This window comes from Neobacillus sp. SM06, from assembly GCF_050496765.1.
Lineage (GTDB): Bacteria > Bacillota > Bacilli > Bacillales > Cytobacillaceae > JAEVLT01.
Genome location: NZ_JBNWEO010000005.1, coordinates 50,639 through 71,064, shown reverse-complemented (window position 1 = coordinate 71,064; position 20,426 = coordinate 50,639). Strand labels below are relative to the sequence as shown.

The 20,426-nt window shown below is 46.0% G+C and carries 18 protein-coding genes and 1 pseudogene; 2 read left to right on the top strand and 17 right to left on the bottom strand.

Annotation, left to right across the window (positions count from 1 at the left end):
• Window positions 1–308 precede the first annotated feature (308 nt).
• The 10 genes and pseudogenes from trxB to ACQYAD_RS00475 all read right to left on the bottom strand — a co-directional run bounded on the left by trxB (window position 309) and on the right by ACQYAD_RS00475 (window position 9,467).
• Entirely contained in the window at window positions 309–1,268 is a 960-nt protein-coding gene (trxB, locus tag ACQYAD_RS00520) for a thioredoxin-disulfide reductase (RefSeq protein WP_430234507.1), read from the bottom strand.
• Window positions 1,269–1,351: 83 nt separating this feature from the next.
• Window positions 1,352–2,821, bottom strand: coding sequence for a tetratricopeptide repeat protein (locus ACQYAD_RS00515; protein WP_430234505.1), 1,470 nt, complete (start codon window positions 2,819–2,821; stop codon window positions 1,352–1,354).
• 202 nt (window positions 2,822–3,023) lie between these two features.
• Window positions 3,024–3,639: pseudogene (hisIE, locus tag ACQYAD_RS00510) on the bottom strand (bifunctional phosphoribosyl-AMP cyclohydrolase/phosphoribosyl-ATP diphosphatase HisIE).
• Complete coding sequence (gene hisF / locus ACQYAD_RS00505) at window positions 3,636–4,394, bottom strand: imidazole glycerol phosphate synthase subunit HisF (protein ID WP_430234503.1); 759 nt, start codon at window positions 4,392–4,394, stop codon at window positions 3,636–3,638. The pseudogene hisIE and the gene hisF overlap by 4 nt, the downstream one beginning before the upstream one ends.
• Entirely contained in the window at window positions 4,388–5,125 is a 738-nt protein-coding gene (gene hisA / locus ACQYAD_RS00500; protein WP_430234501.1) for a 1-(5-phosphoribosyl)-5-[(5-phosphoribosylamino)methylideneamino]imidazole-4-carboxamide isomerase, read from the bottom strand. Before hisA ends, hisF begins: the two co-directional genes overlap by 7 nt.
• Window positions 5,122–5,745 (bottom strand): imidazole glycerol phosphate synthase subunit HisH, encoded by a 624-nt coding sequence (gene hisH, locus ACQYAD_RS00495; protein WP_430234499.1) that lies wholly within the window; start codon window positions 5,743–5,745, stop codon window positions 5,122–5,124. Before hisH ends, hisA begins: the two co-directional genes overlap by 4 nt.
• A 38-nt stretch (window positions 5,746–5,783) precedes the next feature.
• A complete protein-coding gene (hisB, locus tag ACQYAD_RS00490) occupies window positions 5,784–6,371 on the bottom strand; it encodes an imidazoleglycerol-phosphate dehydratase HisB (protein ID WP_430234497.1) in 588 nt (195 codons plus the stop codon).
• Between the two features lie 13 nt (window positions 6,372–6,384).
• Window positions 6,385–7,653, bottom strand: coding sequence for a histidinol dehydrogenase (gene hisD, locus ACQYAD_RS00485; protein WP_430234495.1), 1,269 nt, complete (start codon window positions 7,651–7,653; stop codon window positions 6,385–6,387).
• Between the two features lie 4 nt (window positions 7,654–7,657).
• Entirely contained in the window at window positions 7,658–8,290 is a 633-nt protein-coding gene (hisG, locus tag ACQYAD_RS00480; RefSeq protein ID WP_430234493.1) for an ATP phosphoribosyltransferase, read from the bottom strand.
• Window positions 8,283–9,467: an ATP phosphoribosyltransferase regulatory subunit gene (locus ACQYAD_RS00475; RefSeq protein WP_430234491.1), complete on the bottom strand. Its 1,185-nt coding sequence runs from the start codon at window positions 9,465–9,467 to the stop codon at window positions 8,283–8,285. Before ACQYAD_RS00475 ends, hisG begins: the two co-directional genes overlap by 8 nt.
• A gap of 238 nt (window positions 9,468–9,705) precedes the next feature.
• Between ACQYAD_RS00475 and ACQYAD_RS00470 the strand changes: the two genes are divergently transcribed.
• Window positions 9,706–9,876, top strand: a complete 171-nt coding sequence (locus ACQYAD_RS00470) for a hypothetical protein (RefSeq protein ID WP_430234489.1) — start codon at window positions 9,706–9,708, stop codon at window positions 9,874–9,876.
• A gap of 80 nt (window positions 9,877–9,956) precedes the next feature.
• On the opposite strand, the gene ACQYAD_RS00465 is transcribed toward ACQYAD_RS00470, so the two are convergent.
• The 4 genes from ACQYAD_RS00465 to hprK form a co-directional block, all read right to left on the bottom strand.
• The gene (locus tag ACQYAD_RS00465) at window positions 9,957–10,487 is read right to left on the bottom strand and encodes an acyltransferase (RefSeq protein WP_430234487.1); all 531 of its coding nucleotides are present in this window, start codon (window positions 10,485–10,487) and stop codon (window positions 9,957–9,959) included.
• Between the two features lie 9 nt (window positions 10,488–10,496).
• The gene (gene ppaX, locus ACQYAD_RS00460) at window positions 10,497–11,141 is read right to left on the bottom strand and encodes a pyrophosphatase PpaX (RefSeq protein WP_430234485.1); all 645 of its coding nucleotides are present in this window, start codon (window positions 11,139–11,141) and stop codon (window positions 10,497–10,499) included.
• The gene (locus ACQYAD_RS00455; protein ID WP_430234483.1) at window positions 11,125–12,078 is read right to left on the bottom strand and encodes a nucleoside recognition domain-containing protein; all 954 of its coding nucleotides are present in this window, start codon (window positions 12,076–12,078) and stop codon (window positions 11,125–11,127) included. The genes ppaX and ACQYAD_RS00455 overlap by 17 nt, the downstream gene beginning before the upstream one ends.
• Window positions 12,079–12,150: 72 nt before the next feature.
• Entirely contained in the window at window positions 12,151–13,086 is a 936-nt protein-coding gene (gene hprK, locus ACQYAD_RS00450) for an HPr(Ser) kinase/phosphatase (RefSeq protein ID WP_430234481.1), read from the bottom strand.
• A 213-nt stretch (window positions 13,087–13,299) separates the two neighbouring features.
• On the opposite strand from hprK, the gene ACQYAD_RS00445 reads away from it, so the two are divergent.
• Window positions 13,300–14,004 (top strand): N-acetylmuramoyl-L-alanine amidase, encoded by a 705-nt coding sequence (locus ACQYAD_RS00445; protein ID WP_430234479.1) that lies wholly within the window; start codon window positions 13,300–13,302, stop codon window positions 14,002–14,004.
• Window positions 14,005–14,073: 69 nt separating this feature from the next.
• Here ACQYAD_RS00445 and ACQYAD_RS00440 read toward each other — a convergent pair whose 3' ends face one another.
• The 3 genes from ACQYAD_RS00440 to uvrB all read right to left on the bottom strand — a co-directional run bounded on the left by ACQYAD_RS00440 (window position 14,074) and on the right by uvrB (window position 20,161).
• Window positions 14,074–15,195 (bottom strand): DUF4097 family beta strand repeat-containing protein, encoded by a 1,122-nt coding sequence (locus ACQYAD_RS00440; protein WP_430234477.1) that lies wholly within the window; start codon window positions 15,193–15,195, stop codon window positions 14,074–14,076.
• 102 nt (window positions 15,196–15,297) lie between these two features.
• On the bottom strand, window positions 15,298–18,174 hold the full coding sequence (gene uvrA, locus ACQYAD_RS00435) for an excinuclease ABC subunit UvrA (RefSeq protein WP_430234475.1): 2,877 nt from the start codon (window positions 18,172–18,174) through the stop codon (window positions 15,298–15,300).
• 7 nt (window positions 18,175–18,181) lie between these two features.
• A complete protein-coding gene (uvrB, locus tag ACQYAD_RS00430; protein ID WP_430234473.1) occupies window positions 18,182–20,161 on the bottom strand; it encodes an excinuclease ABC subunit UvrB in 1,980 nt (659 codons plus the stop codon).
• Between the last annotated feature and the right edge of the window lie 265 nt (window positions 20,162–20,426).

Sequence of the window (20,426 nt, the reverse complement as noted above, 5' to 3'; positions counted from 1 at the left end):
GCTAAAAAAAGAACACAGGTGGTTCACCTGTGCGAAAAGGATTATATTTTAAAGGGGGTCAATTACTAATATTATCATACCCTGCCAATATTTCACTCTTGTTACAAAAGAATTAAAAGCCGGTAACGTTTTTGTGAAGTTTTTGTAGTTAGCCCCGTAACTGGGGTGAGGAAGGGGCCCCAATGACCAATTTGTCGAAAAATCTTGTGAAACGGGCGTTTGAAAGGTACTCTAACGGCCGGTTTGTCGAAACAAAATTGAGAAACGGGCGTTAGGATGGTACTCTAACGCCCGTTTTGCTGAAAAACCTATTTTGCTTTCGCCGCTTCTTTTAGCTCTTCAACATAGTGCTGAGCACTTTGCGCGGCGATGCTGCCATCACCTGTAGCGGTCACGATCTGGCGCAACGTTTTTTCGCGGATATCGCCGGCAGCAAAAATGCCGGGAACTTTTGTTTCCATTTGCTCATTCGTTTCAATATAGCCGTTTTCATTGGTAATTCCAAGGCTTACAAACGGCTTTGACAACGGCAGCATGCCGACATAGATAAAAACCCCGTCTGCTGGGAATTCCTGTTCAGAACCATCCACGGTTGATACAAGGGTTAAGCTTCCCACTTTGCCCTCTTTCGCATGAATTTCTTTTACAGTGTGATTCCAAATAAAATCGACCTTTTCATTGGCAAATGCCCGATCCTGCAAAATCTTTTGGGCGCGCAGCTGATCGCGGCGATGCACGATGGTAACTTTTGAAGCAAAGCGTGTTAAGTAAACTCCTTCTTCAACCGCAGAATCACCGCCTCCGACAACAACCAGCTCTTTGCCTTTAAAAAACGCTCCGTCACAGACTGCGCAATAAGAAACACCGCGTCCGCCCAGTTCTTTTTCACCGGGAACGCCTAATTTTTTGTATTCTGCGCCTGTTGCAATAATAACAGAATACGCTTTGTATTCTTTTGAACCGGCAACGACCGTTTTGTATTCACCGTTATCAACGATTTCTTTAATATCGCCGTACGCGTATTCCGCGCCAAATTTCTTCGCATGGTCAAACATTTTTGTTGATAAATCCGGCCCTAAAATACTTTCATACCCTGGATAGTTTTCCACTTCTTCCGTATTGGCCATTTGGCCACCTGGAACGCCGCGCTCGATCATCAGGGTGCTTAAGTTTGCACGTGATGTATAGACAGCCGCAGTCATGCCGGCAGGTCCTGCCCCTGCGATGATGACATCATAAATTTTTTCATCGGACATGGTTTTGTTCACTCCTTTTGAAACTTGCCTAAACGATATTATTTCCTTGATAATCCTATCCTATAAAACAAAGATTCCTTCGTCCAAATATCTGCTCATTGTAAACAACTGTTCACCAATTTTACATATTTGCCAACTGTCGCAGCAGAAAGACCATACCGGTCGGCCAGTTCCTGCTGGGAGCTTTTTTCATTGCGTAATTTTTTCCACGTATATTCGGTAGCCGCAGCCCAGGCATGGGTGTTTTTTAAATCAAGCCCTTGGTACACAGCTTCTGGCAAAATGGAAAACCACATTAAAAACAAGCCCGACTCCAGTGTCCCAATTGGCTGATAAAATTGGTAAAGACATTTCGCAATTTCATGGCCCGGCAAAGAGAGTGAAGAATCTTGGTTCATCACGAATGCTGCATATTCCCGCTCCATATCATCCAGTTGATCGATCGGAACGGAAGCAAGCATTTTCTCCCGCTGGTCGGATACGGAAATCAGAAAAAGGGAAAACAACCGTTCCTCCGTTTGCCCGCTTTTCAGCTTTTCAGAAATGTAATGCGGGCGGTTTTCAAACTCATCGTCTTGCCAAGGTTCGCTCCCTGCTTTATCCGGATTCATTTCGATGACTTTTTTCCAAATTGTTTTGGCGAAAACGGTATTCCCTGTTCGATAGCTAGCAAAAGACAGCCAGTAATAGAAAGGGCCTTCTCCATCAAAACCGTATTTATAAAGCTTTTTTAGCCAAAAATAAGCAAGATCAAACTCGCCGACTAATGCGAAGGTCGCTCCCAGTTTGAACTGATGCTCGGTGGCAAGCGGCTGAATTTTTTTAAGCATTTTCAACAGCTTTGCGGCCTTTTTCGATTGCTTGCGGTAATGGGCAAAAACAAGCAGGTTGCACAATGCGTGTAGGTTTCCGGGGTTTTGCTCCAATACGTCGTGCAAAATAGCTTCGGCTTTCTTTACTTCGCCCAAATAAAAATAGGCAAGCGCGAGATTATTGTAAGCTGACCAATATTCCGGGTACTCTTTGATAACGGTTTGAAGGAGCTCAATCGCTTTTGGGAAATAGCCGGATTCCAGCAGTTCACGAGCTTGTTCCTGCTTGACAATTAAATCGTCTTCCTCGTACAGCTCTTCATCCAGTTCGTCCGACTCTAAGGCCAATAACTCCAATAATTCCTCGCTGTCATCGGCAAAATCCCCATCCGGCTCCAATGCCAAATAGCGCTTTGCTTGTTGAAATGCATCTTTAAATAAGCCTAAAAAGGCATAGTTGTTTGCTAAAAAGTAATGGCATTCCACCATTTCTTGGTCCAGTTCTTCCAGGATATGCTGCAGGAGTTTGTTCGAATCTTCATACTCACCCATTTCGGTTAAAACAATCGCCAGTTGACAGGTAATCATCGGTTCCATCGGCTCTAGCTGCATTGCTCGTTGAAGGTATTTTTTCGCTTTACTTAGGTCCTGGCGATGATAAGCCTTTAACCCTTTTTTAAAGTAATATTCCCCATTCGGAAGAAAGGTCAAAACTTTACCATTCTGTATGGTTGCTTTCGCATCTTTACTCATGCAGTCCTCCATTTTTTTATCCAACATACCTAAAGTAGTATAACATATGTACCAGCTGGCAGAGAAGAAATTGAACCGCTTTTTTAAAAAGGAATACGTGGGGGTTGCAAGGTGGTTGTAAATTGTAGGGAGAGGGACGGCAATTGAATTAGTCAAACGAACCCAAAAACGCCGACATCCCTGTGCCAGCGTTTTTTCAGCCTTATGATCTTGCATTGTGGCGTTCTTCCAGTGTTTTCAACACTTCTGTAAATGGCAGTTCCTGCTCCACGAGCAGTACCATTAAATGATACAGCAAGTCAGCTGCTTCCCATTTCAATTCCTCGTGGCTGCGGTTTTTTGCGGCGATGATGACCTCGGCCGATTCTTCACCGACTTTTTTCAAAATTTTATCGACGCCTTTTTCAAATAAATACGTCGTATAGGCACCCTCTGGCCGTTCTTTTTCCCGTTCACTAATCACTTGTTCCAGCTTTTTTAAAATCTCATAGTTTTCCATCTTCAAATTCTCCCTCCTTAAAACAGCTTACGGCTCCTGTGTGGCATGCTGGTCCCTTCGGATGAACCAGCACGACTAACGCATCGCGGTCACAGTCGACTTTCAAACCCACCACCATCTGGGTGTTGCCGCTTGTTGCTCCCTTATGCCATAATTCCTGGCGGGAACGGCTGTAAAACCATGTTTCTTTCGTCTCAAGCGTTTTGGCAAAAGACTCGCGGTTCATATAGGCAAGGGTCAGCACTTCTTTCGTTTCCGCATCCTGGACAATGGCCGGAATCAACCCTTTTTCATCAAACTTTAACTCATCAGCCGTCAACGTACCGCCACCCCTTTGTCTTTCAATTCGCTTTTCACTTCATGAACCGATGTTTCTTTGTAATGGAAAATCGAGGCTGCCAGGGCTGCATCCGCTTTTCCAGCCACAAACGCATCAACAAAATGATCGGCATTTCCGGCACCGCCAGAAGCAATTACTGGGATCGAAACCGCCTCACTGACAGCCCTGGTCAGTTCCAAATCAAAGCCATTTTTTTCACCATCGCTGTCCATGCTCGTTAATAAAATTTCTCCGGCGCCGAGTTTTTCCGCTTCCCGTGCCCATTCAACGACTACCTTTTCAGTTGGTTTCCGGCCGCCATGCGTATAGACTCTCCAAGTTCCGACCGAATCATCGTACTTTGCATCAATGGCGACAACCATACACTGTGAGCCAAAAAAGCCGGCCCCTTCCGTAATCAATTCCGGGTTCAGCACAGCGGCAGTATTCAATGAAACTTTATCAGCCCCGGCGCGCAGGATTTTTTTCATATCATCAAGCGAGTTGATCCCGCCGCCTACCGTAAAGGGGATCGCCAGCTCGGATGCAACAGCTTTGACGACCTCAACCATTGTTTTCCGGCCCTCATGGGAAGCCGATATATCAAGAAAAACAAGCTCGTCCGCCCCTTCTTCATCATATACCTTTGCCAGTTCAACCGGGTCGCCGGCATCGCGGAGCTGGACGAATTGAATGCCTTTTACTACCCGGCCGTCCTTTACATCTAGGCACGGTATAATGCGTTTTGTTAACATCCTTTCGCCCCCTCTTCCAGCGCTTCTTTCAGCGTAAACCGTTTTTCATAAAGGGCCTTGCCAACAATTGCACCGCTGACCCCTTTTCCGGCAACGGAACGCAATGCGTTCAAATCGTCAAGGCTACTGATTCCACCGGAAGCGATCACACTCTTTCCAGTCACTTCGGCCATTTGGCAAACAGCGGCAAGATTCGGACCCGATAGCGTGCCATCTGTTGCAATATCAGTAAAAATAAACGTTTCGGCTCCTGCTTCGGCAAAGCGCTTGCCAAGCTCTACCGCTTTCACTGTTGATGTGTCAAGCCAGCCGTGGGTGGCAACAAATCCGTCTTTGGCATCAATTCCAACCGCAATCCGGCTGCCGTATTTCCGAATCATGTCACTTGCAAACTCTGGGTTTGAAACCGCAACACTGCCAATAATCACGCGATCTACACCGTTTTCCAAATAATGCACGATGTCTTGCTCGGTTCGAATACCGCCGCCAATCTGCACGTTCACGGATAATTCTTTTGCCGCCTGAATGACAAAACGGTCATTGACGCGTTTGCCATCTTTCGCTCCGTCCAAATCGACCATATGAATCCATTCGGCGCCGTCTTCGGCAAATTTTTGCGCCATATCAAACGGCGAATCCCCGTAAATCGTTTCCTTATTATAATCTCCTTGCAGAAGGCGGACGCAGTTTCCGCCTCTCATATCGATTGCCGGGTAAATCGTGATGTTCATTGCTCCGCCTTCCTTTCATCAACCATTTTCAAAAAATTCGCTAATAAACTCATGCCAAGCTTGCTGCTTTTTTCCGGATGGAACTGCATGCCATAAATCGTGCCGCGGCCGACGATCGCCGACACTTCTTCATTGTAATTCGCCTTTGCAAGCAGCACTGGTGAATCCTTGGCATCGACAAAGTAAGAATGAACAAAATACACATAGTCCTCCGACAAACCTTCAAAGAGCGGCGAAGACTTTACAAATTCAAGGCGGTTCCAGCCCATATGCGGAACCTTGTATTCCCCGCCCGGAAAGCGGCGAACCACCCCTGGCAGCAGGCCAAGCCCGTCTGTCAGTCCATTTTCTTCACTTTTTTCAAAAAGAAGCTGCATGCCGAGGCAAATTCCAAGCAACGGTCTTCCAGACTCGGTATACTCGCGAAGAAATGGAGTCAGCCCATCTTCATTCAACCGTACCATCGCATCCCGGAAAGCACCGACACCAGGTAAAAGCAGGGCATCGGCACCTGCTAATTCCTCTTTTTTTCCGGAAATAAAGTAATCAGCACCAAGCCGTTCAAGCGCTTTGCTGACGCTAAACAAATTCCCCATTCCATAATCCACAATGCCAATCATTCAAAACACCCTTTCTATACAGCTCAGGCACAAAAAATTTATAGCATCCCTTTCGTCGACGGAACGCCTTTAATCCTCGGGTCAACCGTTGTCGCCTCATCCAATGCCCGGCCAAGCGCTTTAAATACCGCTTCAATCATATGATGGGTATTGTGTCCATAATGGACGATGACATGAAGATTCATCCGCGCCTCAAGCGCCAGCTTCCATAAAAATTCATGAACCAATTCCGTATCAAACGTTCCCACTCTCGGAGCCGGGAACTCAGCGCGCATTTCAAAATGCGGGCGGTTGCTCAAATCCACAACGACTTGGGCAAGCGTTTCATCCATTGGCACAAACGCATTGCCATATCGTTTGATGCCGCGCTTATCGCCAAGTGCTTCCCTTAGTGCCTGTCCAAGGCAAATGCCGATATCTTCGGTCGTGTGATGATCATCTACCTCTGTATCCCCGTTTGCAGCCACATCAAGATTAAACTGACCGTGTTTTGTAAACAAATCAAGCATATGTGTCAAAAACGGCACGCCTGTATCAAGATTCGCCTGTCCTTCGCCATCAACAGCAAACACCAGCTTGATCTTTGTTTCATTTGTATTACGCTCAATCTTTGCTTTTCTCTCCATGCCACTAACTCCTTTATTTTTTCAACCTTGCTTCAACCGCTCTTGCATGCGCCTCAAGTCCTTCCATCCGCGCAAATGTTGCAATTTTCTCAGCATTCTGCTTTAATGCCTTTTCACTATATAGAATCACACTCGACTTTTTCTGAAAGTCGTCAACATTCAATGGGCTAGAAAACCGGGCCGTTCCGTTTGTCGGCAGCACATGATTCGGCCCAGCAAAATAATCGCCCACCGGTTCCGAACTGTAGCGTCCGACAAAAATCGCTCCTGCATGACGGATTTTCCCGATCACTTCTATCGCATTTTCGGTCACAACTTCCAAATGTTCCGGTGCAAGCGCATTGACCGTCGCAATCGCCTCATCCATACTTGAAGCCACATAAATCGCTCCATAATCCTCGATTGAACGGGAAGCAATTTCTTTTCTTGGCAACTCTTCAAGTTGATTCTTTACTTCTGCCAAAACAGCTTCAGCCAGTTTGGATGACGGTGTGACAAGTACAGCGCAGGCGCGGGGATCATGTTCTGCCTGCGATAACAAATCGGCTGCCACTTCATCCGCGAAGGCCGTGTCATCTGCCAGCACCACAATTTCACTTGGACCGGCAATCATATCAATGGCCACGTCACCAAACACTTCTTTTTTCGCCAATGCGACAAAAATATTGCCCGGACCCGTTATTTTATCAACGGTAGAAATCGATTCTGTTCCATAGGCAAGCGCTGCAATTGCCTGTGCCCCGCCCACTTTATAGATTTCCTTCACGCCCGCTTCCTTTGCAGCAACGAGTACTGCCGGCGGAAGTTTTCCATTTTCGTTCGGCGGCGATACCATCACAATTCGCTCTACCCCGGCAACCTTGGCCGGAATCACGTTCATTAGCACAGATGATGGGTATGCCGCGGTTCCCCCAGGAACGTACACGCCAACAGAATCAAGCGGGATGATTTTTTGCCCGAGAATCGTTCCGTTTTCTTCAGTTGTCATCCAGGAGGACCGCAGCTGTTTTGCATGGAAAATGCGAATGTTTTCCGCCGCTTCTTTTACGACTTCAACAAAATTTGAATCGACCTGATCATACGCTTCGGCTAGTTCTGTTTCGCTAACTACCAATGATTCAAGGGCAACCCGGTCAAACTTTTCGGTGTAGTTTTTTAATGCCTGATCGCCGTTTTTACGAACGTCGGCAATAATGCTTTGGACAACGGCCAGCTGTTCCGCTGTACCGGATTCAATCGAGCGTTTAATCGATTGCACGTCTTTTACTTGAAAAATTTTCATTCGATTACCCCTCCGCCACTACTTTACTTAGGCGCGAAACGAGTTCGCTGATTCGGTCATCATTCATCCGGTAGCTGACAGGGTTGACAATCAATCTTGAGGTAACATCAACAATCCGTTCGTACTCGACAAGTCCGTTTTCCTTTAATGTCCTTCCCGTTGAAACAATGTCAACAATCCGGTCAGATAATCCGATCATCGGAGCAAGCTCAATCGACCCATTCAGCTTGATAATTTCCACTTGCTCTCCCTGCTCGCGAAAATATGCTGCCGCAACGTTCGGATACTTCGTTGCCACCCTTGGCGCCACATCGCTCATCTTCGTTTCTGGCATTCCGGCAACCGCCAAGTAGCAGGCGCTGATTTTCAAATCAAGCAGTTCGTACACATCGCGCTCTTCTTCCAGCATTACATCTTTTCCGGCAATCCCCAAATCGGCGACACCGTGTTCCACATAGGTCGGAACATCCATCGGCTTTGCTAAAATAAACCGCAGTCCTTCTTCTTCTACATCAATGATCAATTTTCGGTTTTCATCGAATTCCGGCGGTAATTGATAACCGGCTTTCCGTAAAAGATCGGCTGCTTCTTCAAAAATGCGCCCTTTTGGCATCGCAATCGTCAGCACTTTAGTCATTTGCAGGCTCCTTTCCTGCTTTTCCTAAAAGATAAATCGTATCTGCAAATTTCTTGGAATAAGCATCAATATTTTTTACACCGTTAATGTCCTGTAAAACGGTTCGTTTTCCTTCATTATGCATTTTTTTAGCTAATTGGAATGCCTCTTTGCGCCGTTCCTGACTGAAAAGAATGCAATGAAAAGAAGCACTGTCAGCCGTTTCTCCAAGAGCCTCAAGCAGCCAATCAAGCCGGATTGCAAACCCCGTTGCACTTGCTGACTTGCCAAATTTCTCAAGCAACCCATACCGCCCGCCATTGCCAAGTGCAAATCCGACACGGCCGGCATAGACCTCAAATAAAATACCTGTGTAATAGCTCATATGGCTGATGAGCGTTAAATCGAACTTCACCTTGTCTTGTTCCCCGTAATCATTGATAGCATCCCACAATTCTTTTAATTGTAAAATTGCTTCTTTACCTTTCCCGTTTTCTATCAATTCAAGCGCCTTTTCGATGACTTCCTCCCCGCCTCGCAAGTCAAGCAGCCCGAGCAGTCTTTGCTTGTCGATGGAAGACAATGACAAAGTGTTCACATGGTCACGGTATCCGACATAATTTTTTTCATATAGAAAACGCTGCAAAGCATTCGCCCTGTCTTCGTTCCCCAATATTTGCAAAAATAGTTCTTGGACAAAGGCGATCTGTCCGATCGATATCCGGAAGTCGTTTAATCCAGTTTCTTTTAAGGAAGAGACCATAAGAGCAATGACTTCTGCATCGCTTGAAACCGTTTCATCATTCATGAATTCGACGCCGATTTGCTCAAATTCAGCCGGTCTGCCGCCTTCCCGCTGCTGGGCGCGAAATACGTTAGCGGAATAGGCGATTCTTAAGGGCAGATCTTCTTTTAACAGTTTTGAGGCAGCGACCCTTGCAATCGGCGCTGTCATATCTGGCCGCAATACAAGCGTATGGCCTTCACGGTCTAGCAATTTAAAAAGCTGCTGATCGAGAATCGCGGATGCGGCACCAACTGTTTCATAATATTCCAAGGTAGGCGTTTCAATAAACGAATAGCCCCACCGTTTAATCGCTTCTTCCATTACCGATCGAAGGCGATGTTTTCTTTCATGTAGGTCTGGAAGTGTGTCTCTCATACCAAGAGGCTTTTCAAACATAAACAAGCGGCTCATCCTATCAATCCTTTTTCAAGACTTTTGTTTTTTGTTTCAAACTATCATTATTAAACCATATTTGCTTGTCAATTGTGAACATTGCTTCGATTTTGGAATTTATTCGTATGGGTTGGTGTCATCCTTTTGCTTTAGTTCGCTAATATGCTAATAAATTAAAGTTTACCGCTCATTTGCCAGCCCGTCAACCAATTACTCTTTAAAATTGGGAACCTTTTTGGAGATTTTTTGAAAATGGATGGGGGGAATCCCGCTTATCCGCGAATTTTTATTCGTTATCCGTGAGATTACTGCTTCTATCCGGGGGATTTTCCTGTTTATCCGCGGGTTTTCTGCTTTTATCCGCGGGTTTTCTGCTTTTATCCGCGGGATTTTTCCATTTATCCGTATTTCCATTTTATCCCATTAAATCAACCCCACTTTTTATAAAAAAATAATTCAAATCCGCTATTTTCCCCAAAACGAAACGCCTGGCTTTTTCACCAGGCGTTAGTTTTTCCCATGGATTGGATCGTCGGCCCACCGCTGTGCCAATTCTTCTTTTGTATAAATCACCCGCATCGGGTTGCCACCGACAAATGCGCCGGGCGGGACATCTTTATGAACAAGGGTTCCAGCTGAAACAACCGCCCCGTCGCCAATGGTTACGCCTGGCAAGATCGTGGAATTTGCACCAATCATGACCTCATCACCAATCACAATCTCGCCGAGCCGATACTCGCGAATTAAGTATTCATGGGCCAAAATGGTCGTATTGTAGCCAATAACCGTATTGCGACCGACGCTGATTTTTTCCGGAAACATGATATCAAGCATGACCATTAAAGCAAAGGATGTTTGCTCGCCCACCTCCATCCGCAAAAACGTACGATAAAGCCAATTTTTCATTCCCAAAAAAGGGGTATAGCGCGCAAGCTCAATGACAATAAAATTTTTGACAACTTTCCAAAACGGCACGGTTTTGTACACATGCCACAACGAGTTTGCTCCCTCGACGGGATAACGGGTCGTCCTTCTCATCTTGCAGGATCACACTCCAAGGATCGGCAGCAGATCGGCCATGTTGTCCAGCATATAATCCGGTTCAAATTGAGCAAGATACGCTCTTCCTTTGGCGGACCAAGCAACGCCCGCTGTTTTCGTCCCGGCATTTTTTCCGGCCAAAATATCGTGGTAATTGTCGCCGACCATGATCGCTTCAGCCGGATGAGAATCCAAGAGATCAAGCGCCTTTAAAACGGGCTCCGGATCCGGTTTTGCCTTTGTCACATGATCCAATGCCACTACAACCTCAAAAAAACGATCAAGCCTTGACAGCTTGAGACCTTTTTCAACGACATCGTGAAGCTTCGTTGTCACAATCCCCAGTTTAAAACCTGATTCATACAGCGTTTTGATCGTTTCGAACACACCTTCAAATTCCGTCACAAGCAAATCATGCTGGGCTAAATTATAAGTGCGGTACTCCCGGATCATTTCATCCACCCTTGATGGATCAATGGATGAAAATGTCTCTTGCAGGGATGGCCCCATAAAGGGCAGCACATCTTCACGCTGATACTGATTAGGATAAAATTTCCCCAGCGTATGCAAAAAGCTGTTGATAATCAGCTCATTCGTGTTTATAAGTGTTCCATCCAAATCAAACAAAGCAGTTTTAAGATTCGTTTTCATAGATTGCTTCCTTTCTTTTCAAAAAGCCGGAACGTTTCCATACATTGCCGACAATTAACGTGATCATGACCGCCACACCCAGCCGGATTAAAAATAGCGGCCAAACCGGAATGCCGAGCGGCAAAAAGATGAGCGTATCCTCGATAACCGCATGGCAGGCTACGAGAAAAATAAACGCGAGCGTTAAATCCTTTTGGCTGACCCCATCCTCTTTTACCGCCTGAATCATCACACCTGCTCCATAGGCGAGCCCAAAAAATAAGCCGGCAGCCATAGTCGTTGACGTATTCTCCCTCATCCCAAGCGACCGAATAACCGGTCCCATCGCCTTCGAAAATTTTGTCAACCACTGCAAATCTTTTAAAATCTGAATGACCAGCATCAGCGGTATGACAATCAATGCAAGCTGAAAAATTCCAAGGCCTGCTTTTTGCACGGCTTCAAGTAAAATCGCTCCGAATCCGTTCGGTTGAGCTGCAGCTGAATCCACCAACATCATCTTTGCGAGGTCGCCTCCACCTTGCCAAACAAGGTTAAGGATAAATGCAGAAAGCACCGAAAGTCCAAGCCGAACCGTTAAGACAACCCAAAGTTTCACCCCTGTCTTGACGGCAACACTCGACTCAACAAGCAGATTATGGCAAAAAGAAAGCATAACGGCCAAAATAAACACTTCTTTTACCGTTAGATGGAGGGTTAAAATCGCTCCAATTGCTGCATAAAGATTTAAAAAATACCCCAGTACGAGCGGGATTGCTGCATCCCCCGACAATCCGAGCAGCTTCATGGCAGGAGAGATCGCCTTCATGAGCCAAGGCAAAACAGGTGTATACTGCAAAAACGTAACAATCAGTGTAATAGGAAAAATAATCTTCCCGAGTGTCCATGTTGTTTTCAAGCCCACAACTAAACCCTTTTTCATCGAGTCAGCCACCATCCCCCGAATTTCCCCCTTTTGAATCGATCACAATTTTTTTCTTTCAAACCCTTTGCCTGCTGCAATCAGAGTTTACAGTTCTTCGTGATCGCCGTCTTCAATAACCTCAGAGAGCCGCTCCGTAAATTGCCGGGCAGCATTGACGCCCATTCGTTTCAACCGGAAATTCATTGCGGCCACTTCAATGATGATAGCCAAGTTTCGCCCTGGGCGTACGGGAATCGTCAATTTTGGAATCTCCGTATCGATAACTTTCATTTTTTCTTCGTCGAGACCAAGACGATCGTATTGCCGTTTTGAATCCCAGATTTCCAAATCGATGACGAAGGAAATCCGTTTGTTGCTTCTGACGGCTCCTGCACCGAACAGCGTCATCACATTAATAATGCCAAGTCCGCGAATTTCCAGCAAATGTTCGATTAACTCCGGCGATGTTCCAACAAGGGTATCTTGATCCTCTTGGCGAATTTCGACACAATCATCGGCCACCAAGCGATGGCCGCGCTTCACAAGCTCCAGGGCCGTTTCACTTTTTCCAACACCGCTCTTTCCAGTAATCAGCACACCTACACCATAAATATCAACCAGCACACCATGCACTGCCGTCGTAGGTGCCAAACGGCTTTCCAAATAATTCGTCAGCCGGCTTGAAAAGCGTGTCGTTTTCATTCCTGCTCGCAGCACGGGAACCGATTCCCGCTCTGAAGCTTCGATCAGCTCGGCCGGTATATCCAAGCCTCTTGTCACGATGATGGCCGGGGTAATATCTGTGCACAATCGTTCCATCCGTGAGGCACGGGCACTTTTCGGCAATTCATTGAAAAAAGAAAGTTCTGTTTTTCCGAGAAGTTGAATCCGTTCTGCCGGATAATACTTAAAATATCCCGCTATTTCAATTCCAGGGCGGGAAATATCGCTCATCGTAATCGGGCGATTAATCCCTTCTTCACCGCTAATCAATTCGAGATTAAATTTTTCTACTATGTCCTTGGTGCGTACTTTAGGCAAGCAGGCTTCCCCCTTTTACTTTCATAAAACACTCATTTCTCCCTATTTTAACATTTTTCAGTCAAGAACCAAATCACGATATCAATCGATTGTGCAAAAGCGGTCAGATTTGTCCGAATCTCGCACACACCCTGTCCTTTTTGAAGGCTTGTTCATATTCTATTTGTGAGAAGTCAAACCTTATTTGTCGGGGAAAAGGAGGTGAGGTTTACCATGAAGATCATGCTTGATGCCGGACATGGCTATAACACCCCGGGAAAGCGCAGTCCAGATGGGCTTCAGGAATACGCGTTTAACCGCAAAGTGGCAGCCTTTGCAAAAGAACTTCTTGAAACTTATGAAAACGTCACGGTGTATTTCGCCCACTCTGACCAGCAAGATGTTCCGTTGAAAGAACGAACAGACTCGGCCAATCAATTAAAGGTGGATGCCTATGTTTCTATCCATGCAAATGCCTATGGAAACACGTGGAATGATGCCGGCGGAATCGAAACATATGTATACTTGTCCAAACCAAAAGATGCATATGAGCTGGCGAAAAAAATTCAAAACCATTTGATTGCGGAAACAGGTTTGAAAAATCGCGGGGTGAAGACTGCAGACTTCCATGTAGTAAGGGAAACCACTATGACTGCTGTACTTGCTGAATGCGGTTTTATGACCAATCAAACTGAAGCAAACCAGATGCGCACCGAAGACTTTCAGCGAGCATGTGCCAGTGCCATTACAAAGGGACTGGCGGAACAATATCAATTAACGAAAAAAACAGCACCCGTCCCCACCCCTGCTGAAAAATCTGTATCCATACTCTATAAAGTACAAGCAGGTGCTTTTACCGACAAAAAGAATGCTGAATCCCTCGTTAACCGTCTAAAAGCTGCCGGCTTTGAAGCGTTTATCGTTAAGGAGAAAAAATAGCGCACCACTGGTTGCGCTATTTTTTCAGAAATGATTTTGGATTCGGGCAATGGCTAAGTTTTACACAACCTACTTAAATGGATGGACAGCGCCCGATTTCCGAACCGTTACCGATCCGGTTTTTGTTTCAGCGAATAGATTGAGGATGGTTTCCTCTGTGCGAACGGAACGGAAACGAAGCAGTTTTTGAATGACTTCATTTTTTTCTTCTAAAATTTGAATTCCATCAAGCAGTACTTCGTATCCACCCAAGCTTGATCGGACTTCACCGCTCACAATCCGATTTTCCGGAATGAACAAATCAATGCTGCCCGTTGTTGCTTGTGCTTTCAGCGAATCGCAGCGATTTCCGCTTAGGTTGACCGCCAAATTGCCATTAAAGCTTTGCGTTTCGACACGGCGAAAATCGCCGTCAAGCTTAATCGCCCCGTTTATTGTTTCAGCCTCGAGATCATCAACCAGACTGTTTACGATTTTAATATGGCCATTCGCTGTTTCTGCTTCAACCCGTTTCGCGTTGATTCCGGTGAAATCAATCTTTCCATTGGCGGTTTTCATTCGAACATGATTGGTCTCTAGCTGCCCGCCGGAAATGGGGCCATTGAACATACGCAACCGAATTTTCTCATATTGGATCTGCGGGATGTACGCGACCGCTTCAACCTTCATCCACTTTAACTGTGTCGAAAACTTCAGCCGCCCTCCCTCAACCGCGAAAATCGTATCCTTTAAAAAGCTTTGCCGCGCCTGATCTTGGTTCTCTACCCGGTAAACTTTCGCTTTGCATTCAATCCGCACATCCTTTTGATCCCATGGCACAAGCTGAATGGCACCATTTGCTACATCCATGTCGATATCGCTAAAATCGGCATCCGCTTGAAAAAAGATGTGAGAAATTTCAACAGAGTGGCCGAAATTTAAATCAAGATCAAAATCTTTTATTTTTTTCAAGGTCATATCGACAAATTCAAAGATTTTTTCTTTTGTAGACTGGAATTTTTGATGTACGGTTTCTTCTTTTTGCGCTTCCTCAAATTTGACAGCAGTTGACAATTCATTGACGATTTCCGCCTCTTTTTGTTCGGCAGTTTGTGATGCTTTTTCTAAATTTTCCAGGAGTGACAAGGCTTCATCAACGCTGAGTTTCCCTTCCTCGACCAACTTTAAGATCCGCATTCTTTCCTCTTTCATTCCGAAATCCTCCTTGAATGAAAAATTTCCTCTCCTATACTTATTCATCTTCACGAAGGTTTACTCCTGCTGAGTGGAAAAACAAGGCAGTACTCAGCCGTGTTAGTGGTTTGTCACGGTTTCATTCATTTCGACTTGGTTCTTCATTCGCTGTCGGTCCCGCTCAAGGATTGGCTTTAAGTATTTCCCTGTGTAGGATTCCGGTACTTCCGCCACCTTTTCCGGCGTACCGGAGGCAATGATTGTACCGCCCTTATCGCCGCCTTCCGGACCAAGATCGACAATATAATCGGCTGCTTTAATCACATCGAGATTGTGTTCAATCACAAGCACCGTGTCCCCATTTTCGACAAGCCGCTGCAGCACAACCAATAAGCGGGAAATATCATCTACATGGAGACCGGTTGTCGGCTCATCAAGGATATAGAAGGATCTTCCAGTCGATCGTCGGTGCAATTCTGACGCAAGCTTCACGCGCTGGGCTTCCCCGCCGGAAAGGGTTGTCGCCGGCTGGCCGAGCGTAATATAGCCAAGCCCCACATCTGCAATGGTTTGCAGCTTCCGGCTGATTTTTGGGATATTGGCAAAAAACTCGAGTGCATCCTCTACCGTCATATCAAGAATATCGGCAATATTTTTTCCCTTATACTTGACCTCGAGCGTTTCCCGGTTGTAGCGCTTGCCATGGCATACTTCACATGGAACATACACATCCGGTAAAAAGTGCATTTCAATTTTAATAATTCCGTCGCCGCGGCATGCTTCACAACGGCCGCCTTTCACATTAAAACTAAATCGGCCTTTTTTATAACCGCGCACTTTCGCTTCATTGGTTGCCGCAAATACATCGCGAATATCATCGAAAACGCCCGTATAGGTTGCAGGGTTCGAACGCGGTGTTCTGCCGATCGGCGACTGGTCAATGTCAATAACCTTATCAAGATAATCGATCCCTTTTACACTTTTATGCTCGCCAGGCCTTGTTTTTGCGTGATGCAGCTTCTGAGCTAGCGATTTATGAAGAATTTCGTTAATCAGCGTACTTTTACCCGACCCTGAAACCCCTGTAACGGCAATAAAAACACCAAGGGGCAACTTCACATTGACATTTTTCAAATTGTTTTCCGAAGCGCCCTTGATTTCAATATAGCGCCCATCTGGTTTGCGGCGCTCAAGTGGCAGGGGAATAAATTTTTTCCCGGAAAGGTATTGGCCTGTCAGCGAATTCGGATCTGCCATCACTTCCTTCGGCGTCCCGGCTGAAACAATTTCTCCTCCATGAACCCCTGCACCCGGACCGACGTCAATCAAGTAGTCGGCTGCAAGCATCGTATCTTCATCGTGTTCGACCACGATCAAAGTATTGCCGATTTCGCGCATATTTTTTAGTGTATCAATCAGCCTGTCATTGTCGCGCTGGTGCAGACCGATGGACGGTTCATCCAAAATGTACAGCACACCTGTCAGCCGCGAACCGATCTGGGTCGCAAGGCGAATTCGCTGCGCTTCTCCACCCGAAAGCGTCCCTGCTGCCCGGCTCAGTGTTAAATAATCAAGGCCAACATTGATTAAAAAGCCAAGGCGTTCAAGAATTTCCCGCAAAATCAGGCGTGCAATCTGCATTTCCTTTTCCGTTAACTGCAATTCATTGAAAAAGTGGTGTGCTTCTTCAATTGAAAGATCGGTTACTTCAGAAATATGCCGACCGGAGACAAGCACTGCAAGGCTTTCCTTCTTAAGCCTGTAGCCTTTACATGTCGGACATGGCTGATGAGCCATGTATTTTTCCATCTGGTCACGGATATAGTCGGAGCTTGTCTCTTTAAAACGACGCTCGACATTGCGCAAAACCCCTTCGAATTCAATATAGCCATCGCGAATTTGCCCAAAGTCATTTTGGTAGCGAAAATAAATTTTCTCGCCGTCTGATCCGTACAAAATTTTATCAAGCAGATGCTTCGGTATCTCTTTCACGGGTGTGTCCATATCGATCCCGTAGTGGCCGCAAACTGCTTCAAGGAGCTGCGGATAGTATTGCGAACTTGTCGGTTCCCACGGGGCAATCGCATGCTGTCTTAAAGTAAGATCCTTATTCGGAATAACCAGCTCGACATCCACTTCCAGTTTTGAACCGAGGCCATCGCACTCCGGACAGGCTCCGAACGGGCTGTTAAACGAAAACATCCTTGGCTCCAGCTCACCAATTGAAAAACCGCAAAGAGGACACGCATGGTTTTCACTAAACAGCAGCTCCTCCTTTCCAATAACATCAACAATGACCTTTCCTTCTCCAAGCTTTAATGCTGTTTCCAGTGAGTCCGCCACGCGTGATGACACGCCTTCTTTTACGACAATTCGGTCAACAACCACTTCAATGGAGTGCTTTTTGTTTTTCTCAAGCTCGATCTCTTCGCCAAGATCCAGCATTTCACCGTCAATGCGCACGCGAACATACCCTTGTTTTTTGATGTCCTCAAGCACCTTGGCGTGCGTTCCTTTTCGTCCGGAAACGATCGGGGCAAGGATTTGCATTTTTGTGCGTTCCGGGTATTCCAAAATCCGATCAACCATTTGCTCAATCGTTTGCGAGGAAATTTCAATCTTGTGAACCGGACATGTCGGCCGCCCGACCCTTGCAAACAAAAGCCGTAAATAATCGTAGATTTCTGTCACTGTCCCAACGGTCGACCGTGGATTGCGGCTTGTTGTTTTTTGGTCAATTGAAATGGCAGGGGACAGACCTTCAATCGCATCGACATCCGGCTTGTCCATTTGCCCCAAAAACTGCCGTGCATAGGCAGACAGCGACTCGACATAGCGCCGCTGTCCTTCGGCATAAATTGTATCAAAGGCAAGGGACGACTTCCCTGAACCCGATAGTCCTGTTAAGACAACAAGCTGGTCACGCGGAATGGTGACATCGATATTTTTCAAATTATGTGCCCTGGCGCCTTTAACAACTAACTTATCCATCGCCATCGTATCGTCATCCTTCCGCTTTTATCTCTAAAATAAGATCCCGAAGCTCAGCCGCCCGTTCAAAATCAAGCGCTTTGGCCGCTTCTTTCATTTCTTTTTCCATATTGGCAATCGTGCGTTCCCGCTCTTTTTTCGACATTTTGCCAAACGCAGCCGCCGGTTTGTACTCTTCCGGTTCCTCTGCTGCATGAGTGGCGCGAATCGCATCGCGAATATCTTTTTGAATTGTCATTGGTGTAATCCCATGCTCTTCATTGTATGCTTCCTGAATCGCACGGCGGCGCTTCGTTTCAGTAATCGCCACTTCCATTGAATTCGTGATCCGGTCCGCATACATGATAACCTTTCCATTCGCGTTCCTTGCCGCCCGCCCGATTGTCTGTATCAGCGACCGTTCGGAGCGGAGGAACCCTTCTTTATCCGCGTCAAGGATGGCGACAAGCGATACCTCGGGGATATCGAGCCCTTCCCTTAACAGATTGATTCCAACTAAAACATCATATTTTCCGAGCCTTAGTTCACGGATGATTTCAATTCGCTCAAGCGTTTTGACCTCCGAATGCAAATACTGAACTTTGATGCCGATTTCCTTTAAATAATCGGTTAAGTCTTCTGACATTTTCTTCGTCAACGTTGTGATAAGAACGCGTTCATTGCGGTTGACTCGATCTTGAATTTCGCCGATCAAGTCATCAATCTGGCCTTCAATTGGCCGAACTTCAATAATCGGATCCAACAGTCCTGTCGGCCGGATAATTTGTTCAATCATCTCCGGTGTGTGTTCTAATTCATATGACCCCGGTGTCGCCGAGACATAAATAATGTTCTGAATATGCTTCTCAAATTCCTCAAAGGTAAGCGGCCGGTTGTCGAGCGCTGACGGCAGGCGAAAACCGTGATCCACCAATACTTCCTTGCGCGCTTTGTCGCCGTTGAACATCCCCCTGATTTGCGGCAGGGTGACGTGTGACTCATCGATGACGATCATAAAATCTTCCGGGAAATAGTCCAGAAGGGTATAGGGAGTGGAACCGGCTGGCCTTAACGTAAGATGGCGCGAATAGTTTTCGATCCCTGAGCAAAAGCCCACTTCCCGCATCATTTCCAAATCATAGCGGGTGCGTTGTTCCAAGCGTTGTGCTTCAAGCAATTTATCCTCGGAGCGCAGGACGGCAAGCCGTTCCTCCAGCTCTTTTTCAATATTTTGAATCGCAATTTGCATCTTCTCTTCTCTCGTTACGAAGTGGGATGCTGGAAAAATGGCAACATGATCACGGTCACCGATAATTTCACCTGTTAAAGCATCGACTTCCCGAATCCGATCGACTTCATCACCGAAAAATTCGACGCGGATGCAATGCTCGTCGCGCGAAACCGGAAAAACCTCAACAACATCGCCGCGTACCCGGAACGTTCCGCGCTTAAAATCAATATCATTCCGTTCATATTGGATATCGACCAAGCGGTGCAACAATTGATTTCGCTCAATTTCCATTCCGGTTCGTAATGATAAGACCAATTCCCGGTATTCTTCCGGAGAACCGAGTCCGTAGATGCAGGAGACACTGGCAATAATGATCACGTCTTTGCGTTCAAACAAAGAGGATGTTGCCGAGTGCCTTAGTTTGTCAATTTCATCATTGATGCTGGCGTCCTTCTCGATGAAGGTGTCAGTCTGCGGTACATACGCTTCGGGCTGATAGTAATCATAGTAGCTGACAAAGTATTCAACCGCATTGTTAGGAAAAAATTCTTTAAATTCACTGTAAAGTTGACCGGCCAGCGTTTTATTATGGGCAATGATCAGTGTCGGTTTGTTTACTTCCTTAATCACATTGGATATGGTGAACGTTTTTCCCGTCCCTGTTGCACCGAGCAAAGTCTGATGCCGTTTGTTTTCCTTGATTCCCTGCACAAGTTTCCGAATCGCTTCGGGCTGGTCGCCTTGCGGGGAGTACTTTGAGACTAATTCGAATTGATCCTTCATACTAATCCTCCTGCAAAAATGGATCCTTGGTGTCACGTCTGCTTTAGTTCCATTCTACCACAACACCATCAAAACAAACCAATCATATGCGAACGAGTATTCGTTTTTTAAATGACATTTCTGATATAATTCATTCTACATATTTCATCCAAACAAACATACACTTCTTTCAAATTAATGATGGTTCTCTCCAATATCTGTACCATCCATCCTATTTTATACAATTGTAGCACAAATTAAATTATAATTATTACAAATAATCAAC

Excerpts from the sequence above, each read along its gene's own strand:
- ACQYAD_RS00515 (WP_430234505.1), bottom strand. The coding sequence starts at position 2,821 with ATGAGTAAAGATGCGAAAGCAACCATACAGAATGGTAAAGTTTTGACC.
- hisF (WP_430234503.1), bottom strand. The coding sequence starts at position 4,394 with ATGTTAACAAAACGCATTATACCGTGCCTAGATGTAAAGGACGGCCGG.
- hisA (WP_430234501.1), bottom strand. The coding sequence starts at position 5,125 with ATGAACATCACGATTTACCCGGCAATCGATATGAGAGGCGGAAACTGC.
- hisH (WP_430234499.1), bottom strand. The coding sequence starts at position 5,745 with ATGATTGGCATTGTGGATTATGGAATGGGGAATTTGTTTAGCGTCAGC.
- hisB (WP_430234497.1), bottom strand. The coding sequence starts at position 6,371 with ATGGAGAGAAAAGCAAAGATTGAGCGTAATACAAATGAAACAAAGATC.
- hisD (WP_430234495.1), bottom strand. The coding sequence starts at position 7,653 with ATGAAAATTTTTCAAGTAAAAGACGTGCAATCGATTAAACGCTCGATT.
- hisG (WP_430234493.1), bottom strand. The coding sequence starts at position 8,290 with ATGACTAAAGTGCTGACGATTGCGATGCCAAAAGGGCGCATTTTTGAA.
- ACQYAD_RS00475 (WP_430234491.1), bottom strand. The coding sequence starts at position 9,467 with ATGAGCCGCTTGTTTATGTTTGAAAAGCCTCTTGGTATGAGAGACACA.
- ACQYAD_RS00470 (WP_430234489.1), top strand. The coding sequence starts at position 9,706 with ATGGGGGGAATCCCGCTTATCCGCGAATTTTTATTCGTTATCCGTGAG.
- ACQYAD_RS00465 (WP_430234487.1), bottom strand. The coding sequence starts at position 10,487 with ATGAGAAGGACGACCCGTTATCCCGTCGAGGGAGCAAACTCGTTGTGG.
- ppaX (WP_430234485.1), bottom strand. The coding sequence starts at position 11,141 with ATGAAAACGAATCTTAAAACTGCTTTGTTTGATTTGGATGGAACACTT.
- ACQYAD_RS00455 (WP_430234483.1), bottom strand. The coding sequence starts at position 12,078 with ATGGTGGCTGACTCGATGAAAAAGGGTTTAGTTGTGGGCTTGAAAACA.
- ACQYAD_RS00445 (WP_430234479.1), top strand. The coding sequence starts at position 13,300 with ATGAAGATCATGCTTGATGCCGGACATGGCTATAACACCCCGGGAAAG.
- ACQYAD_RS00440 (WP_430234477.1), bottom strand. The coding sequence starts at position 15,195 with ATGAAAGAGGAAAGAATGCGGATCTTAAAGTTGGTCGAGGAAGGGAAA.
- uvrA (WP_430234475.1), bottom strand. The coding sequence starts at position 18,174 with ATGGCGATGGATAAGTTAGTTGTTAAAGGCGCCAGGGCACATAATTTG.
- uvrB (WP_430234473.1), bottom strand. The coding sequence starts at position 20,161 with ATGAAGGATCAATTCGAATTAGTCTCAAAGTACTCCCCGCAAGGCGAC.